Below are 16,784 nucleotides of genomic sequence, written 5' to 3' on the forward strand. Positions count from 1 at the left end.
TTCGTTACGACGAGGCTGCCCGCAGGATGGCCGGCGATGCCGGCCGGCAACAACACGAACGATACGAACGAAAGGGACACACATCATGCGACGCCTGCCATCGTTGATCGCATTGCGATTTTTCGAGGAGACCGCGCGTCACCTGAGTTTCAACCGCGCGGCGGTCTCGCTGTGCGTGACGCAGGGGGCGGTGAGCCGGCAGATCCGGCTGCTCGAGGAGGCGCTCGGCGCGCGGCTGTTCGAGCGCGATCACAAGGGCGTGCGCCTGACCGATGCCGGCCAGCGGTTGCTGCCGTTCGTCGGGCAGGCGTTCGACACGATCGAGCGTGGCGTTGGCGAAATCGCTGCCACGCGGCCGGGTGCGAAGCGGCGCTTGACGGTGTCGCTGCCGCCGACGTTCGCGACGCAGTGGTTCTCGCCGCGGCTCGGCACGCTCGCGGAGGCGCTGCCCGACGTCGAGCTGTCGATCCGCACCGAGCCGGCCGACGATTGCCATTGTCACATCCGCTTCGGGCGCGCAGCGCGCGCCGGGATGCAGTCGGAGCTGCTGATGATGGAGCGGCATGCGCTCGTCGGCGCGCCGCGCTATCGCGGCGATACGCTGGACGTGCTGCTCGGCCGGTTGCCGGCGCTGCATGTGCTGCACGAAGGCAAGCGTCTGACGCTGTGGGCCGACTGGTGCGAGCAGGCGGGCGTGCCGCTGGCGCGGATCGGCGACGGTATCGAGTTTTCCACGCTGGAACAGGCGATCCGCGCGGCACGCAAGGGCGCGGGGCTCGCGGTGGTCGATCTGAACATGATCGAGGAGGAGATCGGCGAGGGCAGCCTCGTGCGGCTGTCGCCGGTGCAGCCGATCGGGCCGTTCGGGTATTGGCTCGATGTCGAGCCGGAGAGTGTCGCGGTCGAGCCGGTGGTCGCGTTTGCTGCGTGGTTGCGGGAGCAGGCGGGGAGGCGGGGGTAGGGGGTGTGGACTGTGGGACGAGGCTGATCTTTCTTTGGAAACAGTCGGATCCGTCCGCACTTGTCCCTGCTGTTCTCGCGGTGGTGGCATCTGTCAACGATCGTTACCGGGAACGGCGATAGTCACGATCGTTGACGGCCCGGGCCATGCGGTTTCTTCTTGTCGTTGCCGGCTATCGGTCGGGGTCGTGCCCGAAGTGCATGAGTGTTTCCCGGCGCCCCCAGAATTCTATGTCGGCGATCGTTTCGACAGGCATCTGGCACTTCGAGAGATCGATACGCCCGACGTTGAAGACGGCGCGTCGCGGCGGGGATACCGGCATGTCGGCCGGCCGCGTATCGTGCCCGACGGCGGACTTGCGCATGACGCGCGCCAGGCTGTGATGGAGTTCGGTTGTGACGAGCGCATCGAGGAGGTGCCTGGCTTCGGCGCTGAGGGCGAGACGATGCCGGATCGCCTGCCGGCCGCGCTTCGCCGTGGGGCGCGTGATCCGGAATCCGGCAATCGGCGCGTGCTTTGCATTCATTCGTAAATCCCCTTTTCGATCAAGTATCTTTGCAGCGCCTGCACGGACCTGCCGTGCGGTGTGACGTCGAATGTCATCCAGCGATGTGATCCCGCTACGCGCCAGAAATCTCGGCCGAATCGCGTCGCATAGAGCGCACGCAGCGACCGGAGCGATCCGTCGGCAAGACCGACCGGGTGCCCCTGGAAATACTGGAACAGTGCCGCTTCATCACCGCACTTGTCGGGAATGGGCGCGTCGAAACCGAACCGTGGCCACGCGTAATACCCGAATAGCCGGCGGCCGCCCGGTTTTGGCGCTGCCTTTCGGCCCCCCGCTGCGAATGCAATGATTCGGGTGATGCCCAACTTATCAGACGCCCTGACGATCCGCCACAGCATCGCCGCGCCGAATCCCGCGACTGCGTGATCGACGAGATCGATTGTCATGAGTTCGAGTAGGGATGTGTCCGATTCTCGACGGACCGATACGCGGTTTTCGGATCGGATCCAGGTGGGATTCGTGACCGAGAAGGTCAACTGGCCTCTGCTGTCGAGATAGGCTTGAATGGCCGATCCGGCAGGCGCTCCGCACAACGAAACGAGCAGTTCGTCGGGGACGTCGCTGTTCACACCAAGAAACGCGGCGATATCCAGATCGTTTCGATTGACCTCGAGCCGATCGTCGAAGTACGTCGTCTCGTACGGCAGGACATGACTGAGATCGACAGGTTGAGCGGGCATGGCTTCCGGCGATGAATGGAAAGCCCCCAGCATATCGACGCGAATCCCGCGGGCAGAGTCCGCCAAACGGCCAATCGCGAGACGGCGCGATCGCCCGTCCCGCTCGCCTTACGACCAGTCGAACGTCAGCAGCGCCACGCGGCTGACCGGTTCGTAAAACAAGAGAATCGAGTCCGCACCCATCGCGCGGTATTCCCAGCCGGTGACGCTGGCGACGAAGCGAAAGCGCGCACCGTCGGGGCCGATCGGCCGGATGTTGTCGGGATCGCTGTCGTCGATCGGAAAATCGGACGTGCCCGACCAGTTGCCCCAGCCGACCGTTCCGCCGAGCTGGTCGATCAGGTTGCACGGTTCTTCCTGGCTGAAATCGCGCTCGTCCGGCGCGTACTGGTTGGACGAGTAGAGCACGCCGTATTCGGCGAACCGTTGGCGCGCGGTTTCGATGCTGGCCTGTTGCTCCGCGTAGTGCGCCTCCAGTTCCTCGCGATAGCCCGCGTCATGCGCGCCGGGCGGGTTTTCCAGATAGAAGTAGCGCGGGTCGCCGAGCAGCGTGTAGCGGTTGTCGTCGTCGAGCCGGAATGCGATCCAGTTCGCGCGCAGATAGTCGTTGTGGTACGCGGCCGTGTCCTGCCCGACGAGCCCGTCATAAGGTTCGATGGGGCTGAGCAGGTGGATCCAGCCCTCCCACGACGGATTGACCGCCGACAGGTCGATCGACACGAGCGGATGCAGGTGGCGCGCGAGTGCGACGTCGGGCTCGGCAAAGACGTCGGCGTCGGGCGGGTAGACCTTCAGGCTAGGTTGTGGCGTGACGATGTTTTCAATCATGATCGGTGTCCGCACGGTGAGGGTCCGGTAAGGCTACACGAGTGAAGGCGAAAACTGGATGAATGCCGGCGCCGGGCAGCCGGTTCGACACGCATCCGATTCCGTCCATCCGCCCGATCGGCCCTTCGAACGCATTCGCGTCGATCCTGTTCTGAACGAACGATGCGCATCGCATCGCGTTCGGAATGAAAGAACCCGGCCACGGCCGGGTTCTTTCGAATCGCGCGCAGCGGCGCGCGGCGCGGATCGACCGCGGGGAGCGGTCAGCGGCCGAGGCCGGCCATCAGCGTGTACTTGAGTTCCACGTATTCGTCGAGGCCGTACTTCGAGCCTTCGCGGCCGAGCCCCGACTGCTTGACGCCGCCGAACGGCGCGACTTCGGTCGAGATGATCCCGTCGTTGACGCCGACCATCCCGCTCTCCAGCGCACCCGACACGCGCCACGCACGGCCGAGGTCGCGCGTGTAGAAATACGCGGACAGCCCGAACGGCGTGTCGTTGGCCGCGGCCACGGCCTCTTCCTCGGTCGTGAAGCGGAAGCAGCCGGCAATGGGGCCGAAGGTTTCCTCTTCGGCGATCAGCATGTCGGCCGTCATGCCGGTCAGCACGGTCGGTTCGTAGAACGTGCCGCCGAGCGCGTGACGCTTGCCGCCGGTGAGCGCGTGCGCGCCCTTCGCGGTGGCGTCGGCCACGTGCCGCTCGACCTTGCCGAGCGCCGCCTCGTTGATCAGCGGCCCCTGGTCGACTTCACCCGCGAGCGCGTTGCCGACGCGCAGCTTGCGCACGGCGTCCGCGAGCTTGCGCGTGAACGCGTCGTACACGCCATCCTGCACGAGGAAGCGGTTCACGCATACGCAGGTCTGGCCGGTATTGCGGAACTTCGACGCGATCGCGCCTTCGACCGCCGCATCGAGATCGGCATCGTCGAACACGATGAACGGCGCATTGCCGCCGAGTTCGAGCGACAGCTTCTTCAGCGTATCGGCCGACTGCTTCGCGAGCAGCTTGCCGACCCGCGTCGAGCCCGTGAACGACAGCTTGCGCACGACGGACGAATGCGTGAGCGCCTCGCCGATTGCCACCGCATCGCCCGACACGACGTTGAACACGCCGGCCGGCACGCCCGCACGCTCGGCGAGTACTGCGAGCGCGAACGCCGACAACGGCGTTTCCTCGGACGGCTTCAGCACCATCGTGCAGCCGGCCGCGAGCGCGGGGCCGGCCTTGCGCGTGATCATCGCGAGCGGGAAATTCCACGGCGTGATCGCCGCGACCACGCCGACCGGTTCGCGCGTGACGACGATCTGCGTATTCGGTTTCGGGCTCGGGATCACGTCGCCGTACATGCGCTTCGCTTCTTCCGCGAACCATTCGAGAAAGCTTGCCGCATACGCGACTTCGCCGCGCGCTTCCGCGAGCGGCTTGCCTTGCTCGCGCGTCAGCAGCTCGGCGAGCGCATCGCGATGTTCGAGCATCAACTCGCCCCAGCGCTTCACGCGGGCGCCGCGTTCCTTGGCAGTCAGCGCGCGCCATGCCGGAAACGCGTGCGCGGCGGCGTCGATCGCGCGCTGCGCATCGTCGGCGCCGCCCTTCGCCACCTTCGCGATGGTTTCGCCGGTCGCCGGATTCAGCACCGCGTAGGTCGCGTCGCTCGCGCCGTGCGCTTCGTGCCATTCGCCGCCGATGTAATGGCCGGTCCTCAGAAATTCGCTCATCGTGTTCGTTCCTTCAGTGCTTCACTTCGATTCAGTCCGCCGCGAAACTGCCCTGCGCCGGACGCGACTCGCGCGCGATGCGCTTGCCGGCCGTGTAGTCGTTGATCAGGTCGCACGGCGTGTAGTTGCGTTCCAGCTCGTGCAGCTCTTCTTCGGTGAGGTGCGTCTCGAGCGCGCCGAGCGCGCTGTCGAACTGCGCGACGGAATCCGCGCCGACCAGCATGCTCGCGACGCCGGGGCGGCTCAGCACCCACGCCTGTGCGATCTGCGCGGGCGGCACGCCGCGGCGCTTCGCGACCTTCGCGACCGATGCGGCAATCGCGAGCGACGACGCATCGCCGTACATCTGCGCGGTGAAGAAGTCGGTCTGGTTGCGCGTCGATTGCGGCTCGCAGGTGAGCAGGCCGCGCGCAAGCGGGCTGAACACCGACACGCCGACGCCCTGGTCGATGCAGTACGGCACCATCTCGCGCTCTTCCTCGCGATACGCGAGGTTCAGCTGCAGCTGCATGTTGATCGGCTTGTCCCAGCCGTTTCGTTCGCAGGCCTGCATGATCTTCGCGAACTGCCACGTGTACATCGTCGATACGCCGATATAGCGCGCCTTGCCCGCGCGCACGATGTCGTGCAGCGTGCTCATCGTTTCCTCGACGGGCGTGTTCACGTCGAAGAAGTGCAGCATGAAGATGTCGACGTAATCCATGCCGAGGCGCTTCAGCGATCCGTCGATGCCGTCGAGCACGTGCTTGCGCGAATGGCCGCCCGCGTTCGGATAGCTGCCCATGTCGTAGCCGACCTTGGTCGTCACGACGAGTTCTTCACGACGCGCGTTGCGCTTCAGGATGCGGCCTACCAATTCCTCGCCGACGCCGGTCGAATAAAAATCCGCGAGATCGATGAAGTTCACGCCGGCGTCGAGCGCACGGCGCACGATCGGTTCGCTTTGCGCTTCATCGAAGATCCAGGGCTTCCATTCGGGGGTGCCCATGTTCATCGTGCCGAGACACAGGCGGGACACCTTCAGGCCGGACTGGCCGAGGCGGACGTATTCCATGTTTCCTCCAGGTGCGGCCGTCCGTCGCGCGTCGGCCACTTGTCGTCGTCAGATTTTCTTCGGGGTGTAGAACGGGTTCGACACGTCGCGCGCGGCGGCGAACACCGCGTCGCGATGCGGCAGCCCTTCCATCGCGGCGACGATCGCGTTGCGGCACGCGCGGTAGTTGTTCTCGAACACGGCGTCGAGATCGTCGGTTTGCGGGTTCACCCAGTTCGCCGACACGACGACCCAGTCGTTCTCCGCTTCGGGCGGCAGCGTGCCGTTCTCGAGCGCTTCCGCCACGGCCTTCGCGATGCCGGCCTGCGATGCGCCCCACGTGGCATTGCCGTGGAAATCGCTGGCGATCTGCGCCTTGTTCACGTACAGCGTGAGCGGCTTGGTCGGTACGCCCGGCTGCGCGATCACGACGAACGGCGCATGGCCGGCCGACGGCGTCGCGAGCGCGGTGGCGAACGCCTGACCGGCCGGGCCGTTGCGCGGGCCGACCAGCACGTTGATGTGCGCGAGGTTGACGCCGGGGCCTTCGAAGCCTTCGCCGATGTAAAGCTGCCTGGGTTGGGATGCGGTCATTGCGGTGTCTCGTCGATGAGGTTGGGTGTGAGGCGATTGTGGTTGGCCGTGGCGCGGCCGGTGAATCGATGTTTTCTGATCGGGCTATGAGTTTTCGTCGTCTCCGGGAAAGCCCTGAATCCGGCACGCGAATGCCCGCCGGGCGGGCCTCGGCCGTGCTCGTGACGGCGCGCGGGGCGGGATCGGCGGGTGGGCATTCGCGTACCGGCTCCGGGTTTGTCATACCCGGGCAGGGGTTGGAGGGCCGGGCGCATCTGGACAACAATCGGCGTACTCCGAGCCCTATCTTTCGTCTTCCCTTCTTTTTTCGAAAGCGAGTAATTCCGATGGCTGCCATTCAAAGGCCCGATTGGTCGAAGCTCAGTTCGCTCGATCCGGAGCTGATCCGGGCATTCGTCGCGGTGGTCGAGAGCGGCGGCTTCACCGCGGCGGCCCGGCAACTGCATCGCACGCAATCGACGATCAGCCTGCGCATCCGTACGCTCGAGGAGCGGCTCGACACGCACCTGTTCATGCGCAACAGCCGGCGGCTCGAACTGTCGCGCGACGGCGAGAACTTCCTGATCCACGCGCGCCGGATCATCCAGGTGCAGAACGACGCGATCCTCGCGCTGAAGCAGGCGAGCAGCGACCGTGGCGTCGTGCGCTTCGGGCTGCCCGAGGATTACGCGGAGCTGTGGCTGCCCGACCTGCTGAAATCGTTCTATGCGATGCGGCCGGGCGCGCGCTTTCACGTGCATTGCCGCACGTCGCTCGAATTGCTCGAACGGCTGCAGGCCGGGGAGCTCGACGTCGCGCTCGTCGTGCGGCACGGGCCGAACGCGGGCGGGCGGCTGCTTGGCCGTCACGACGTCGTGTGGGCCGCGCACCAGGACTTCGTGCTCGGCCCGCAGGCGTCGGTGCCGCTCGCGCTGTTTCCGGAGACGTGCTGCTACCGGCAGCGCGGGCTGCAGGCGCTCGCGACGGCCGAGCGGCCGTATCACGTCGTCTACACGAGCCAGAGCCCGACCGGCATCAAGATCGCGGTGAACCACGGCGCGGCCGTGACGATGATCGACCGCTGCACGCTGCCCGAGAACTGGCGCGTGCTCGACGAGACGGACGGGCTGCCGCCGCTGCCGGCGGCCGATCTCGAACTGCATCGTTCGCCGGGCATCTGCGATCCGCTGACCGACGATCTCGTGTCGCTGATCGAATCGATGGTCGACGAGCGGCGGCGCGCGTCGCTCGAGGCGTTCGCGTAGCGGGGCTGCCGGGGCGCATGCACGGCTGGCGCGAGTCGTGGTGCGCGATTACCGCGCGCGCATGACGACCGCAGGGCGAGCCGCCAGCCGCCAGCCGCCAGCCGTCAGCCGTCAGCCGTCAGCCGTCAGCCGTCAGCCGTCAGCCGTCAGCCGTCAGCCGCGAGCCGCGAGCCGCCATCCGCCAGTCGGCGCCGCGTTGCGCCCCGCATGCCGTTTTTTGCACCGCCGCGCCGTTTTTTTGCACGACGTTTATGCGGTCTCTTCTAAGCTGGGGATGTGTCGAACAGCCGAGACGGCTTCCGTCCGCTCCATGACCTTCATTCATCCCGTTCCCGCCTTCGATGTCGCCGGCCGCCGGTTGCGCGCCGGCGCACCCAGCAACGTCATTCCGTTCCCGCCGCCACGCCCGCGCCTGCAGTTGCCCGTCACGCTGACGGCCGATTCCGGCGAACGCGCGCACGCCCGGCTCGCGGCGCTGCTGCATTCCCCGCTCGGCGTGTACGTCGTCAGCGCGCGCGCCGTGCGGGACGTGGTTCACGTGCACTTCGACATTGCGCCGGAAGACCTGGATTTCACGCTGCACATGCTGATTGCGCAGCAGGCCGATGCGGTGATCGGGCCGGTCGCGCGCTGGTTGCGCGTCGGGCCGAAGGCGCGGTAACGCGGAGGCGGGCGGGTGCCCGCTCGCCGATGGCGCGGGTGATTCGCGGTCGGGGCGCCAGTCGCCGCGCCGGCCGCGAACAGGTGGCGGACAGGCGCGCGTCGCATCGCGCGCGGCGCCGATCCTGAATACGGAGCATTCATGTACCTCACGGAAGAAATTTCTGTCGCGCGGCCGGCCAGCCGTCGCGTCCGGACGGCGTCGCTGCCGTCGGGCCAGCAACTCGCGCGTCAGCTCGTGACGACGGTGCGCGTGGCCGAAGTGCTGTTGCATCAGGCGATCGTCGTGCCCGACGGGCATCAGTGGTCGGTCGACACCGAGCGGGTCGATGCGGACGGCGGGCCGCTCGCGGCCTGGGAGACCTGCGTGACCTGGCGGATCGGCAAGGTGTTCGCGCCGACGGTGAGCCCGGCCGCGCGCGTCAACGATCGCGATCAGGTCGCGGTCGAGATCCGGCTGTGTCTGCCTGAACAGGACTACGTGGCCGAGCGACGCGTGAGCACCTTCGGCCGCCGCCACGGCAACCGCTTCGGCGCGACGCTGTCGGTCGCGTCGGGCGCGCAGTGGGGCTGGCAACGCACGGAGCACGTCGCACCGGAGCGTACGCAGGTGCGCGGCGATACGCTGGAGGCGCTCGTCGATGCGGTGGCCGCGAACGTCAACGCGGCGCTCGGCGCGGCCGGATTCGGCGCGACGCGCTGATCACGCGTCGCCGGTCTGCCCGGTCTGGCGCTGCAGGTCCTCCATCAGCTGTTCCGCGAGAAAGTCGCACGGCGGCCGCTTCGATTTCGTGCTGCGCGCGAGGATCAGCTCGAGCGGCGGCAGGTCGGGCAGCCCGTGCGAGCGGCCGAGCATCGACAGTTGCGCGGGAATCGCGCAGCGCGCGAGCGGCGCGACCGCGAGGCCGGCCTCGACCATGCTGAGCAGCCCGAGCAGGCTCGGGCTTTCATAGGAGGTGCGGTACGGCACCTTCGCCCGTTCGAGGCTGCGGATCGCGTTCTCGCGGGCGACGCTGCCCGGCATGAACACCGCGATCGGCAGCGGCCGCTCTTCCCACACGCGCGGCCCGTTCGTCATCGCGGCCCACGCCATCGGCTCGTGGCGGATGAAGTCGCCGGACAGCCCCTTGATCCGCGTGCCGCAGACGAGGTCGACCGTGCCTTCCTTGATCAGCGGCGCGAGCGCGCTGCTCGGCAGCCCCATCACCTGGATCTCGACCTTCGGGTAGGTCGCCGAGAATTTCTTCAGGACCGACGGCAGCAGCGACGACGCATAGTCGTCCGGCACACCGATCACGACCTTGCCGGTCACTTCCGGCCGCACCACGGCCGCCCACGCCTCGTCGCGCAGCGCCAGCATTCGTCTGGCGAATCCCAGCAGCACCTCGCCCTCGCGCGTCAGCACGATGCTGCGCGGCTTGCGCACGAACAGCGGCCGGCCGATCGCGTCTTCCAGGCTCTTGATCTGCATGCTCACGGCCGACTGCGAGCGGTTCACGGCCTCGGCGGCGCGGGTCATGTTGCCGGTCTCCGCGACGGCGACGACGGTGGCCAGCACGTCGTGATCGAGCATCTTCATCAGAATTTACTCCGAGAGACCCCGCCATTTCCCCCAAGGGGACTTCCTTCGGGGCGGATGGCGGGAAGGAAAGGAGCGCAGTTGACAGGCAGCTTCTTCCACGAGTTAGGATCACCTGCATGATCCTTGTCTACCGCTACCGCGTGAAGTCGCTCAACGGACTGCTCAACAAGCAGAGCCGTGCGGTGAACTACGTCTGGAACTTCTGCAATGACACGCAGAAGCACGCGCTCAAGTGGAGCAAGAAGTGGCCGACGGGTTTCGACTTGAACGTGCTGACGACGGGGAGCAGCAAGGCACTCGGCATCCACTCCGGCACGATCAACGCGACGTGCGAGCAATATGCGAAGTCGCGCAGCCAGCACCGTCGGCCCTACCTGCGCTATCGCGGCAGGAAATCGCTGGGCTGGGTGCCGCTGAAGGGCCGTGACCTGAAGCGCGAGGGTGACGCGTTCCGTTTCGCCGGTAACACGTTTCGCGTGTTCAACAGCAGACCGCTTCCCGAAGGCAAGATCAAGGATGGAACCAACTTTGCTCAGGATGCGCGCGGCAACTGGTTTCTCAACATCGCGATCGAGATGCCCGATGTTCGGGCCCGCCCGGTCCGTTCCGGTGTTGGTATCGATCTCGGCCTGAAAGACTTCGCCACACTTTCGACCGGCGAAAAGTTGCCTAACGACCGGTATGGTCAGCGTGCGGCCGAAAAGCTGGCGAAAGCCCAACGCGCGCGAAAACACAAACGGCATATCGCGAAGCTGCACGCGAAGGTGGCGAATGCCCGAGCCGATTTCCAGCACAAGCTCGCGCTCAATCTGGTGCGGCGCTTCGATTACCTCGCGGTCGGCAACGTGTCGGCTGCCAAGCTCGCCAGAACTAGGATGGCGAGAAGCGTTTACGACGCATCCTGGTCGTCCTTCCGCAGCAAGCTCCGCTACAAGGCGATCGCGCACGGGGCCACGTTCGAGGAAGTCGACGAAAGCGGTTCTACCCAGTCCTGTTCGGCGTGCGGATCGAAAGACAGCACGACGCGGCCGAAAGGCATCGCGGGACTGAGAATAAGAGAGTGGACCTGCAGTGACTGTGGTGTCGAGCATGATCGAGATACCAACGCTGCGCTGAACATTCTCCGATGCGGACGTGCATCGCCAGATGTGGGAATCCTCCGCCTTTAGCCGGAGGGGGACGTCAAGGGTATCAGGAAAACTGAACGTAACGATCAGCATTATGCGTTTTTATTGTTGCTGTGTGTCTGCCATAGTGAGCTCACGCTGACGTTTCGCCCGAGGGCGGCGCGGCGCTCCGGCCGGTCGATCCGGCGTGCAGCACTGAACAGGAAAGCGTGGGGTATCGATGATGGACCATCCGTTGCGCGCCGCACTGGCCGCGGAATTGCATGCCCGGCCGTTCCTGCGGCTCGCCGAAGCCGTGTCGCTCACGCATTACGCGATCTACGCGGACGGCCAGCCCGACATCCACGAAACGCTGCTGCACGCGCTGTGCCGCGATACCGGCATTGCCGCGCCGCACGAAGGCGCGACGCACTACGCGGTGCAGTCGCCGAGCGGCTGGCACCTGAAGTGGGAACGCCACACCGAATTCTCGACCTTCACGTTCGTCGCACCGCGTCGCGACACCGGTTATTTCGACGATCTCGCGATCGAAGGCATACCGGCCGCGTGGTTCGCGCGGCTGGCCGGCATCCGCTTCGTCGCGGTGCGCATGGAGCTGCTGACGGGCGATGCCGCGCGGCTCGTCTGCGGCGACCTGCGCCGCTGGATCGACGGCCCCGCGCTCGTCGGCAGCAACGTGCTCGGCGGCGGCAAGGTGTTCTGCGACTGGCATGTGCGCGACGACGGCTTCATGCGTTTTCTCGTCGTCGACGAGGATTTCCGCGAGGAGCAGGGCGGCCGGCTGCTGCAGCGCCTGTATGAAATCGAAACCTACCGGATGATGGCGCTGCTGGCGTTGCCCGTCGCGCGCCGGATGAGCCGCGAGCTCGACGAGATCCACGCGGCGCTGCACACGCTGATGCAGCGGATGGACGCGAGCGGGGCCGACGGCGACGACACGGCACTGCTCGTCAAGCTCACGCATCTCGCGGTGCGGGTCGAATCGCTGTCGGGATCGGGCGCGCGCTTCAGCGCGTCGCGTGCGTACGAAAAGCTCGTGCTGGCGCGTATCCACGAGCTGCGCGAGGAGCGTATCGAAGGGATGCCGACGATCGCCGAATTCATGGAGCGGCGCTTCGCGCCGGCGATGGAAACCTGCCGCAGCGTATGGGCGCGCCACGAGCAGATCGCCGCGCGGATCGCGCGGGCGGTCGACCTGCTGCGCACGCGCGTGAATCTCGCGCAGGAAAAGGACGTGACACGCCTGCTGGCGGGCATGGAGCGCACCGCGCGCAATCAGCTTCATCTGCAGCACGCGGTCGAAGGGCTGTCGGTGGCGGCCATTTCGTACTACGTGCTGTCGCTCGCGACGGCGGCGTTCAAGGCGCTGCACGTGATGAACCTGCCGGTCGATCCCGAACTGGCGGAGGGCCTGCTGATCGCGCCGGTCGTGTTCGCGGTGATTCACATCACGCGGCGCACGCGCGCGCAGCTGGCGCGATCGGAGGCCGCGCACGACGGCACGCCGGTGCAGGCGGCGGTATTGAAGCAGGTTGGTTAGAACATCAAAAACATGATCAGGTAAAGGAGTGGAGATGACTTTTTCGCAGACCCAACCGGGGTTTTACAGCGGTTTCGATGCCGCGTTCGACGAACCGGCACTGGATGAGCCGGGCGCGCCGGAAGCGCCGCGCGTGACGTCGTATCAGGCTGTGCTGCAGGAACCGATGACGTCGCTCGTCGGGAATACGACCGATCGGCCGGACGTCGCGGCAGTGGCGATTCTCGGGTACAACTGATGAACTGACGCAACGCCGGGCGCGTATCCTGCCCGGCCGAGCGGCGTCCGCACGCTGCCGCTGCCCGGTCAATCGCTGGCGTGCATGCGCGGCATCGTCGGGTACGCGACCCATCGGGCCTCGATCTGGCGGCCGGGCAGGAAATGAAACTCGATATAGCCGTCGTGCCGGTTCGGCAATGCCGGCACGGCGACGTCGGTTTCGATGACTTCAGGCGCCTGGTTCCGGGCGTCTTCGTCGGGTGTCAGATCGTACGTGATCCTCACGTGCCAGGTCTTCTTGCCACGCGGCACGCTCATGCAGCACACGGTGCCGCCCCCGCCGCCAAACTGGCGCGCGTGCACGCTGCCGGCGCCGAAGCCGTCGACCACGAAGCTGTAGACGCCACGATCGGTGTAGTTGAATCCCACGACCCGATACGGGCCGTCGGCGCGCGTCTGTGCATGGACCCACCAGGCTGCACCGACCAGCAGCGTTGCGATGGCAAGCGGGTTGAGCGTCATGCGGCGTATCAGGTTCGACATGTCGATGTTCCCGTGATTCGAATCGTTTGTGACGAACGGTTGCTGGCGGTGCCCGGGCGCGTGACGCGCGCCCCGGCGGCCGAGGTCATCGCGCGCGCCTGACCGGCCCCGCCCCGTGGGCCAACGCCAGTTCGACGAACGCGCGCGCGGCCGCGCTCCGGTACGCGCCCTTGCGCTGCAGCAGCACGGCCGTGCGCCGCAGGACGGCCGGATCGAGCGCGATGGCGACGAGATCGTCGTGCCCGGTCGCGATCGTCGCGGGCAGCAGCGTCGCGAGATTCGTGCGGCGCACGATCTCGATCACCGCCCCCAGCGAATTGGCCTCCATCAACACGCGCGGGCGCACGTCGTGCTCGCGGAAATAGCGGTCGATCTGCACGCGTGTCGCGAACTCGGCCGTCAGCAGCACGAGCGGCGCATCGTGCAGCGCGCGCAGGCCGGCCTTGCGTTTCGCGGCGAGCGCATGCCGGCGGCTCACGACGAGCGCGAGCGTTTCGACCAGCAACGTTTGCGCTTCGATATCCGCCGTCTGCACCTCGTCGAACGCGATCCCGACATCGAGCTCGTCGTCGACGAGCAGCGCCTCGATGCGCTCCTGCGACATCTCGCGCACCGACAGCGACACGTCCGGGTAGCGGCCGTGAAACGCCTCGACGAGCGGCCCGACGAGATAGCTCGTGAAGGTCGGCGTGACCGCGATCCGCAGCGCCCCGCGGCTCAGATCCTGCACGTCGTGAATCGCGCGCCGGCCTTCCGCGAGATCGTGCAGCGCCTGCCGCGCATAGCGGAAATACACGTCGCCGGCGTCGGTCAGCCGCGTCACGCGCCCGGTACGGTCGAACAGTTGCGCGCCGAGCGTTTCCTCGAGCTGGCGAATCTGCTGGGACAGCGCGGGCTGCGACACATGCAGCGCGGCGGCCGCGCGCGTGAAGCTGCGATGCTCGGCGACGGCCAGGAAGTAGTGGATATGGCGCAGCAGCATGGCGGTTCCTATAAGTCCTGCTTATCCGGTGGATCATAAATCAGTCTTTTACGTTATTGGAAGTGCGGCGTAACCTGCCCTTCATCGATTTCACCCGCACCGGAGAACACGCGATGAAGGACATCATCGAAGGCTTCCTGAAGTTCCAGCGCGATGCGTATCCGGCGCGCGCCGCGCTGTTCCGCGATCTCGCGCGCAGCCAGAATCCGCGGGCGCTGTTCATCTCGTGCTCGGACAGCCGGCTCGTGCCCGAACTCGTCACGCAGCGCGAACCGGGCGACCTGTTCGTGATTCGCAATGCCGGCAACATCGTGCCGTCATATGGCCCCGAGCCGGGCGGCGTGTCGGCGTCGGTCGAATACGCGGTGGCCGCGCTGCGCGTGACCGACGTCGTGATCTGCGGCCATTCCGATTGCGGCGCGATGACCGCGATTGCCACCTGCCAGTGCATGGACCACATGCCGGCCGTCGGCCACTGGCTGCGCTATGCCGATTCCGCGCGCGTCGTGAACGAGGCGCGCACGCATCGCAGCGAACGCGAGCGGATCGACTCGATGGTGCGCGAGAACGTCGTCGCGCAACTGGCCAACCTGAAGACGCACCCTGCCGTGCGGCTCGCGCTAGAAGAAGGGCGGCTCGCGCTGCACGGCTGGGTCTACGACATCGAATCGGGCTGCATCGACGCCCATGACGGCGCGACCGGCCGGTTCGTCTCCCTAGCGGACCATCCCGAGGTCCGCGCGACGCCCGCGACGCTCCCCGTCGCGGCCTGAATTGCTCCCACCCCACCACGAGGAATTGCCATGATCCAGTCCCAGCACAGTCAGACTGCCCGCCACGCGCTTGCCGAGACCGTCGTGCTCGCGAAGGCGCGCAAGAACCTGTCGTTCGCGCAGCTCACCGAAGGCACGGGCCTGAGCGAAGCGTTCGTGACGGCCGCACTGCTCGGCCAGCATGCGCTGCCGGCGGACGCGGCGCGCAGCGTCGCCGACAAGCTCGGCCTCGACGACGACGCGGTGCTGCTGCTGCAGACGATCCCGCTGCGCGGCAGCATCGACGATCGCGTGCCGACCGACCCGACCATTTACCGCTTCTACGAAATGCTGCAGGTGTACGGCACGACGCTGAAGGCACTCGTGCACGAGAAGTTCGGCGACGGCATCATCAGCGCGATCAATTTCCGGCTCGACGTGAAGAAGGTCGACGATCCCGAAGGCGGGTCGCGCGCGGTGATCACGCTCGACGGCAAGTACCTGCCGACCAAGCCGTTCTGACGCCCGTGCGGCGCCGCGGCAGCGGTGCCGCGCAGGGTCCTGCCCGACGTGCGTCGGCTGCCGGCCGGCGCACGGTCCGCCATTCCGTTTCAACGAGGACGCAGCCATGGATTTTGTGAAACGCACGATCGATCTTGCGATGAAGAACGTGGAAGAGGGCGGCCGCCCGTTCGCGACGGTGATCGTCCGCGACGGCGAGGTCGTCGCGGAGAGCCCGAACCTCGTCGCGCAGACGAGCGACCCGACCGCGCACGCCGAGATCCTCGCGGTGCGCGACGCGTGCCGCAAGCTCGGCACCGAGCACCTGACCGACTGCGAGATCTACATTCTCGCGAGCCCGTGCCCGATGTGCCTCGGCTCGCTGTACTACTGCAGCCCGAAGCGCGTGATCTACATCACGACGCGCGAGGATTACGCGCCGTTCTACCGCGACGACCGCCAGTATTTCGAGCTCGACACGTTCTATGCCGAATATGCGAAGCCGATCGACGAACGCCGGTTGCCGATGGTGCAGCAGAAGCACGGCGATGCGATCAACGTCTACCGGCGCTGGAAGGAACTGAACGCGAAGTGACGTGATCCGCGCGGCGCATCGGCCGCGCGTGGCAGCCGCCCGGCTGCTCGTTTTCCCCACCCTCCGTTTTACCCGGCGGCGCCCGTGCCGCCGGGCGCCCGCGCTGCTGCTCGGGGCCGGCTCGTGTCCCCGTTTTTCCACCCTCCCAAACATCGATCCCGTTCAATGTCCGGAACGGAAATCCGCGATCCAAAAGGTTTTTGACGGGTTTAAAAATTCGCACTGGAGACGACAGAAACGTGCGGAAAGCCCGATGAAAACCGATGAAATCATGATGACAGCCAGCGCGGCGACCCCGGCCGGTCGCGACTGATTGCCGTCGATCGCCGTGCGTTCCCCCACATCTGTTTCGTTGCGCCATTCGTTCCGGACGAGGAATCGCTCGATCCCTCTCCGCCCGCACCGCGCGACCGCCCGACCGGTTGCGCCTGACGCCTGAGATTCGCTGACCTGCTTAAAACGGACCATCATGAAACGGGATTCATTCAGTACACCTGATGCGATGCATCGCCCGGCGACGGACATGCTCAAGCCGAACGACGCGTTCGTGCGCATCGAAAACGTCGTGAAGAAATTCGGCGACAGCACGGCCGTCGACAACGTGAACCTGACGATCGCCAAGAACGAGCTGTTCGCGCTGCTCGGCAGCTCGGGCTGCGG

The 16,784-nt window shown here is 66.5% G+C and carries 20 protein-coding genes and 1 pseudogene; 11 read left to right on the forward strand and 10 right to left on the reverse strand.

The window, feature by feature from the left end; all coding sequences use genetic code 11:
- The first annotated feature begins 85 nt into the window (after window positions 1-85).
- Window positions 86-961 (forward strand): LysR substrate-binding domain-containing protein, encoded by an 876-nt coding sequence (locus tag G3N61_RS06825; RefSeq protein ID WP_043178778.1) that lies wholly within the window; start codon window positions 86-88, stop codon window positions 959-961.
- A 172-nt stretch (window positions 962-1,133) separates the two neighbouring features.
- On the opposite strand, the gene G3N61_RS06830 is transcribed toward G3N61_RS06825, so the two are convergent.
- From G3N61_RS06830 to fae, 6 genes are all read right to left on the reverse strand, one after another.
- A complete protein-coding gene (locus G3N61_RS06830) occupies window positions 1,134-1,487 on the reverse strand; it encodes a hypothetical protein (RefSeq protein WP_205821927.1) in 354 nt (117 codons plus the stop codon).
- Entirely contained in the window at window positions 1,484-2,242 is a 759-nt protein-coding gene (locus tag G3N61_RS06835) for a hypothetical protein (protein ID WP_205821928.1), read from the reverse strand. The genes G3N61_RS06830 and G3N61_RS06835 overlap by 4 nt, the downstream gene beginning before the upstream one ends.
- 75 nt (window positions 2,243-2,317) lie before the next feature.
- Complete coding sequence (locus tag G3N61_RS06840) at window positions 2,318-3,037, reverse strand: hypothetical protein (RefSeq protein ID WP_205821929.1); 720 nt, start codon at window positions 3,035-3,037, stop codon at window positions 2,318-2,320.
- Window positions 3,038-3,300: 263 nt separating this feature from the next.
- Window positions 3,301-4,752, reverse strand: coding sequence for an NAD-dependent succinate-semialdehyde dehydrogenase (locus G3N61_RS06845; protein ID WP_205821930.1), 1,452 nt, complete (start codon window positions 4,750-4,752; stop codon window positions 3,301-3,303).
- A gap of 31 nt (window positions 4,753-4,783) precedes the next feature.
- Window positions 4,784-5,806, reverse strand: coding sequence for an aldo/keto reductase (locus G3N61_RS06850; RefSeq protein WP_205821931.1), 1,023 nt, complete (start codon window positions 5,804-5,806; stop codon window positions 4,784-4,786).
- 48 nt (window positions 5,807-5,854) lie between these two features.
- On the reverse strand, window positions 5,855-6,379 hold the full coding sequence (fae, locus tag G3N61_RS06855; protein WP_043178765.1) for a formaldehyde-activating enzyme: 525 nt from the start codon (window positions 6,377-6,379) through the stop codon (window positions 5,855-5,857).
- 326 nt (window positions 6,380-6,705) lie between these two features.
- Between fae and G3N61_RS06860 the strand changes: the two genes are divergently transcribed.
- From G3N61_RS06860 to G3N61_RS06870, 3 genes are all read left to right on the forward strand, one after another.
- Window positions 6,706-7,623 (forward strand): LysR substrate-binding domain-containing protein, encoded by a 918-nt coding sequence (locus tag G3N61_RS06860; protein WP_205821932.1) that lies wholly within the window; start codon window positions 6,706-6,708, stop codon window positions 7,621-7,623.
- A 310-nt stretch (window positions 7,624-7,933) separates the two neighbouring features.
- Complete coding sequence (locus G3N61_RS06865) at window positions 7,934-8,284, forward strand: hypothetical protein (protein WP_043178762.1); 351 nt, start codon at window positions 7,934-7,936, stop codon at window positions 8,282-8,284.
- 141 nt (window positions 8,285-8,425) lie between these two features.
- Window positions 8,426-8,986: a hypothetical protein gene (locus G3N61_RS06870; protein ID WP_205821933.1), complete on the forward strand. Its 561-nt coding sequence runs from the start codon at window positions 8,426-8,428 to the stop codon at window positions 8,984-8,986.
- Here G3N61_RS06870 and G3N61_RS06875 read toward each other — a convergent pair whose 3' ends face one another.
- Window positions 8,987-9,862 (reverse strand): LysR family transcriptional regulator, encoded by an 876-nt coding sequence (locus tag G3N61_RS06875; RefSeq protein WP_006485479.1) that lies wholly within the window; start codon window positions 9,860-9,862, stop codon window positions 8,987-8,989. It lies immediately after the preceding gene.
- A gap of 119 nt (window positions 9,863-9,981) precedes the next feature.
- On the opposite strand from G3N61_RS06875, the gene G3N61_RS06880 reads away from it, so the two are divergent.
- The 3 genes from G3N61_RS06880 to G3N61_RS06890 all read left to right on the forward strand — a co-directional run bounded on the left by G3N61_RS06880 (window position 9,982) and on the right by G3N61_RS06890 (window position 12,770).
- Window positions 9,982-11,034 carry an RNA-guided endonuclease TnpB family protein gene (locus G3N61_RS06880; RefSeq protein ID WP_205821934.1) on the forward strand — a complete coding sequence of 351 codons (1,053 nt, stop codon included), beginning with the start codon at window positions 9,982-9,984 and terminating at the stop codon, window positions 11,032-11,034.
- A gap of 178 nt (window positions 11,035-11,212) precedes the next feature.
- The gene (locus G3N61_RS06885) at window positions 11,213-12,532 is read left to right on the forward strand and encodes a DUF3422 domain-containing protein (protein WP_089453851.1); all 1,320 of its coding nucleotides are present in this window, start codon (window positions 11,213-11,215) and stop codon (window positions 12,530-12,532) included.
- A gap of 34 nt (window positions 12,533-12,566) precedes the next feature.
- Window positions 12,567-12,770 carry a hypothetical protein gene (locus G3N61_RS06890; RefSeq protein WP_089453850.1) on the forward strand — a complete coding sequence of 68 codons (204 nt, stop codon included), beginning with the start codon at window positions 12,567-12,569 and terminating at the stop codon, window positions 12,768-12,770.
- A gap of 68 nt (window positions 12,771-12,838) precedes the next feature.
- Here the strand turns inward: G3N61_RS06890 and G3N61_RS06895 are convergent, their stop codons facing one another.
- Complete coding sequence (locus G3N61_RS06895; protein WP_179258846.1) at window positions 12,839-13,294, reverse strand: DUF3304 domain-containing protein; 456 nt, start codon at window positions 13,292-13,294, stop codon at window positions 12,839-12,841.
- An 85-nt stretch (window positions 13,295-13,379) separates the two neighbouring features.
- The gene (gene cynR, locus G3N61_RS06900; RefSeq protein WP_089453849.1) at window positions 13,380-14,276 is read right to left on the reverse strand and encodes a transcriptional regulator CynR; all 897 of its coding nucleotides are present in this window, start codon (window positions 14,274-14,276) and stop codon (window positions 13,380-13,382) included.
- Window positions 14,277-14,389: 113 nt separating this feature from the next.
- Here cynR and G3N61_RS06905 point away from each other — a divergent pair, with 113 nt between their 5' ends.
- From G3N61_RS06905 to G3N61_RS06915, 3 genes are all read left to right on the forward strand, one after another.
- Complete coding sequence (locus G3N61_RS06905) at window positions 14,390-15,049, forward strand: carbonic anhydrase (protein ID WP_043178750.1); 660 nt, start codon at window positions 14,390-14,392, stop codon at window positions 15,047-15,049.
- Window positions 15,050-15,079: 30 nt separating this feature from the next.
- Window positions 15,080-15,550 (forward strand): cyanase, encoded by a 471-nt coding sequence (gene cynS / locus G3N61_RS06910; RefSeq protein WP_014900458.1) that lies wholly within the window; start codon window positions 15,080-15,082, stop codon window positions 15,548-15,550.
- A 106-nt stretch (window positions 15,551-15,656) separates the two neighbouring features.
- Window positions 15,657-16,124, forward strand: a complete 468-nt coding sequence (locus tag G3N61_RS06915; protein WP_043178747.1) for a nucleoside deaminase — start codon at window positions 15,657-15,659, stop codon at window positions 16,122-16,124.
- A 162-nt stretch (window positions 16,125-16,286) separates the two neighbouring features.
- Here the strand turns inward: G3N61_RS06915 and G3N61_RS06920 are convergent, their stop codons facing one another.
- Window positions 16,287-16,649, reverse strand: a complete 363-nt coding sequence (locus tag G3N61_RS06920; RefSeq protein ID WP_205821937.1) for a hypothetical protein — start codon at window positions 16,647-16,649, stop codon at window positions 16,287-16,289.
- Here G3N61_RS06920 and G3N61_RS06925 point away from each other — a divergent pair.
- Window positions 16,627-16,784: pseudogene (locus tag G3N61_RS06925) on the forward strand (polyamine ABC transporter ATP-binding protein); the annotation flags it as partial. The gene G3N61_RS06920 and the pseudogene G3N61_RS06925 sit on opposite strands and share 23 nt — an antisense overlap.

Source organism: Burkholderia sp. Ac-20349, from assembly GCF_017104865.1.
In the GTDB taxonomy this organism is placed as follows: Bacteria; Pseudomonadota; Gammaproteobacteria; order Burkholderiales; family Burkholderiaceae; genus Burkholderia; species Burkholderia aenigmatica.

Excerpts from the sequence above, each read along its gene's own strand:
- G3N61_RS06920 (WP_205821937.1), bottom strand. The coding sequence starts at position 16,649 with ATGTCCGTCGCCGGGCGATGCATCGCATCAGGTGTACTGAATGAATCC.
- cynS (WP_014900458.1), top strand. The coding sequence starts at position 15,080 with ATGATCCAGTCCCAGCACAGTCAGACTGCCCGCCACGCGCTTGCCGAG.
- G3N61_RS06840 (WP_205821929.1), bottom strand. The coding sequence starts at position 3,037 with ATGATTGAAAACATCGTCACGCCACAACCTAGCCTGAAGGTCTACCCG.
- G3N61_RS06835 (WP_205821928.1), bottom strand. The coding sequence starts at position 2,242 with ATGCTGGGGGCTTTCCATTCATCGCCGGAAGCCATGCCCGCTCAACCT.
- G3N61_RS06860 (WP_205821932.1), top strand. The coding sequence starts at position 6,706 with ATGGCTGCCATTCAAAGGCCCGATTGGTCGAAGCTCAGTTCGCTCGAT.
- G3N61_RS06850 (WP_205821931.1), bottom strand. The coding sequence starts at position 5,806 with ATGGAATACGTCCGCCTCGGCCAGTCCGGCCTGAAGGTGTCCCGCCTG.
- G3N61_RS06880 (WP_205821934.1), top strand. The coding sequence starts at position 9,982 with ATGATCCTTGTCTACCGCTACCGCGTGAAGTCGCTCAACGGACTGCTC.
- G3N61_RS06915 (WP_043178747.1), top strand. The coding sequence starts at position 15,657 with ATGGATTTTGTGAAACGCACGATCGATCTTGCGATGAAGAACGTGGAA.
- G3N61_RS06830 (WP_205821927.1), bottom strand. The coding sequence starts at position 1,487 with ATGAATGCAAAGCACGCGCCGATTGCCGGATTCCGGATCACGCGCCCC.
- G3N61_RS06875 (WP_006485479.1), bottom strand. The coding sequence starts at position 9,862 with ATGAAGATGCTCGATCACGACGTGCTGGCCACCGTCGTCGCCGTCGCG.
- G3N61_RS06870 (WP_205821933.1), top strand. The coding sequence starts at position 8,426 with ATGTACCTCACGGAAGAAATTTCTGTCGCGCGGCCGGCCAGCCGTCGC.
- G3N61_RS06865 (WP_043178762.1), top strand. The coding sequence starts at position 7,934 with ATGACCTTCATTCATCCCGTTCCCGCCTTCGATGTCGCCGGCCGCCGG.
- fae (WP_043178765.1), bottom strand. The coding sequence starts at position 6,379 with ATGACCGCATCCCAACCCAGGCAGCTTTACATCGGCGAAGGCTTCGAA.
- G3N61_RS06845 (WP_205821930.1), bottom strand. The coding sequence starts at position 4,752 with ATGAGCGAATTTCTGAGGACCGGCCATTACATCGGCGGCGAATGGCAC.
- G3N61_RS06905 (WP_043178750.1), top strand. The coding sequence starts at position 14,390 with ATGAAGGACATCATCGAAGGCTTCCTGAAGTTCCAGCGCGATGCGTAT.
- cynR (WP_089453849.1), bottom strand. The coding sequence starts at position 14,276 with ATGCTGCTGCGCCATATCCACTACTTCCTGGCCGTCGCCGAGCATCGC.
- G3N61_RS06825 (WP_043178778.1), top strand. The coding sequence starts at position 86 with ATGCGACGCCTGCCATCGTTGATCGCATTGCGATTTTTCGAGGAGACC.
- G3N61_RS06895 (WP_179258846.1), bottom strand. The coding sequence starts at position 13,294 with ATGTCGAACCTGATACGCCGCATGACGCTCAACCCGCTTGCCATCGCA.
- G3N61_RS06885 (WP_089453851.1), top strand. The coding sequence starts at position 11,213 with ATGATGGACCATCCGTTGCGCGCCGCACTGGCCGCGGAATTGCATGCC.
- G3N61_RS06890 (WP_089453850.1), top strand. The coding sequence starts at position 12,567 with ATGACTTTTTCGCAGACCCAACCGGGGTTTTACAGCGGTTTCGATGCC.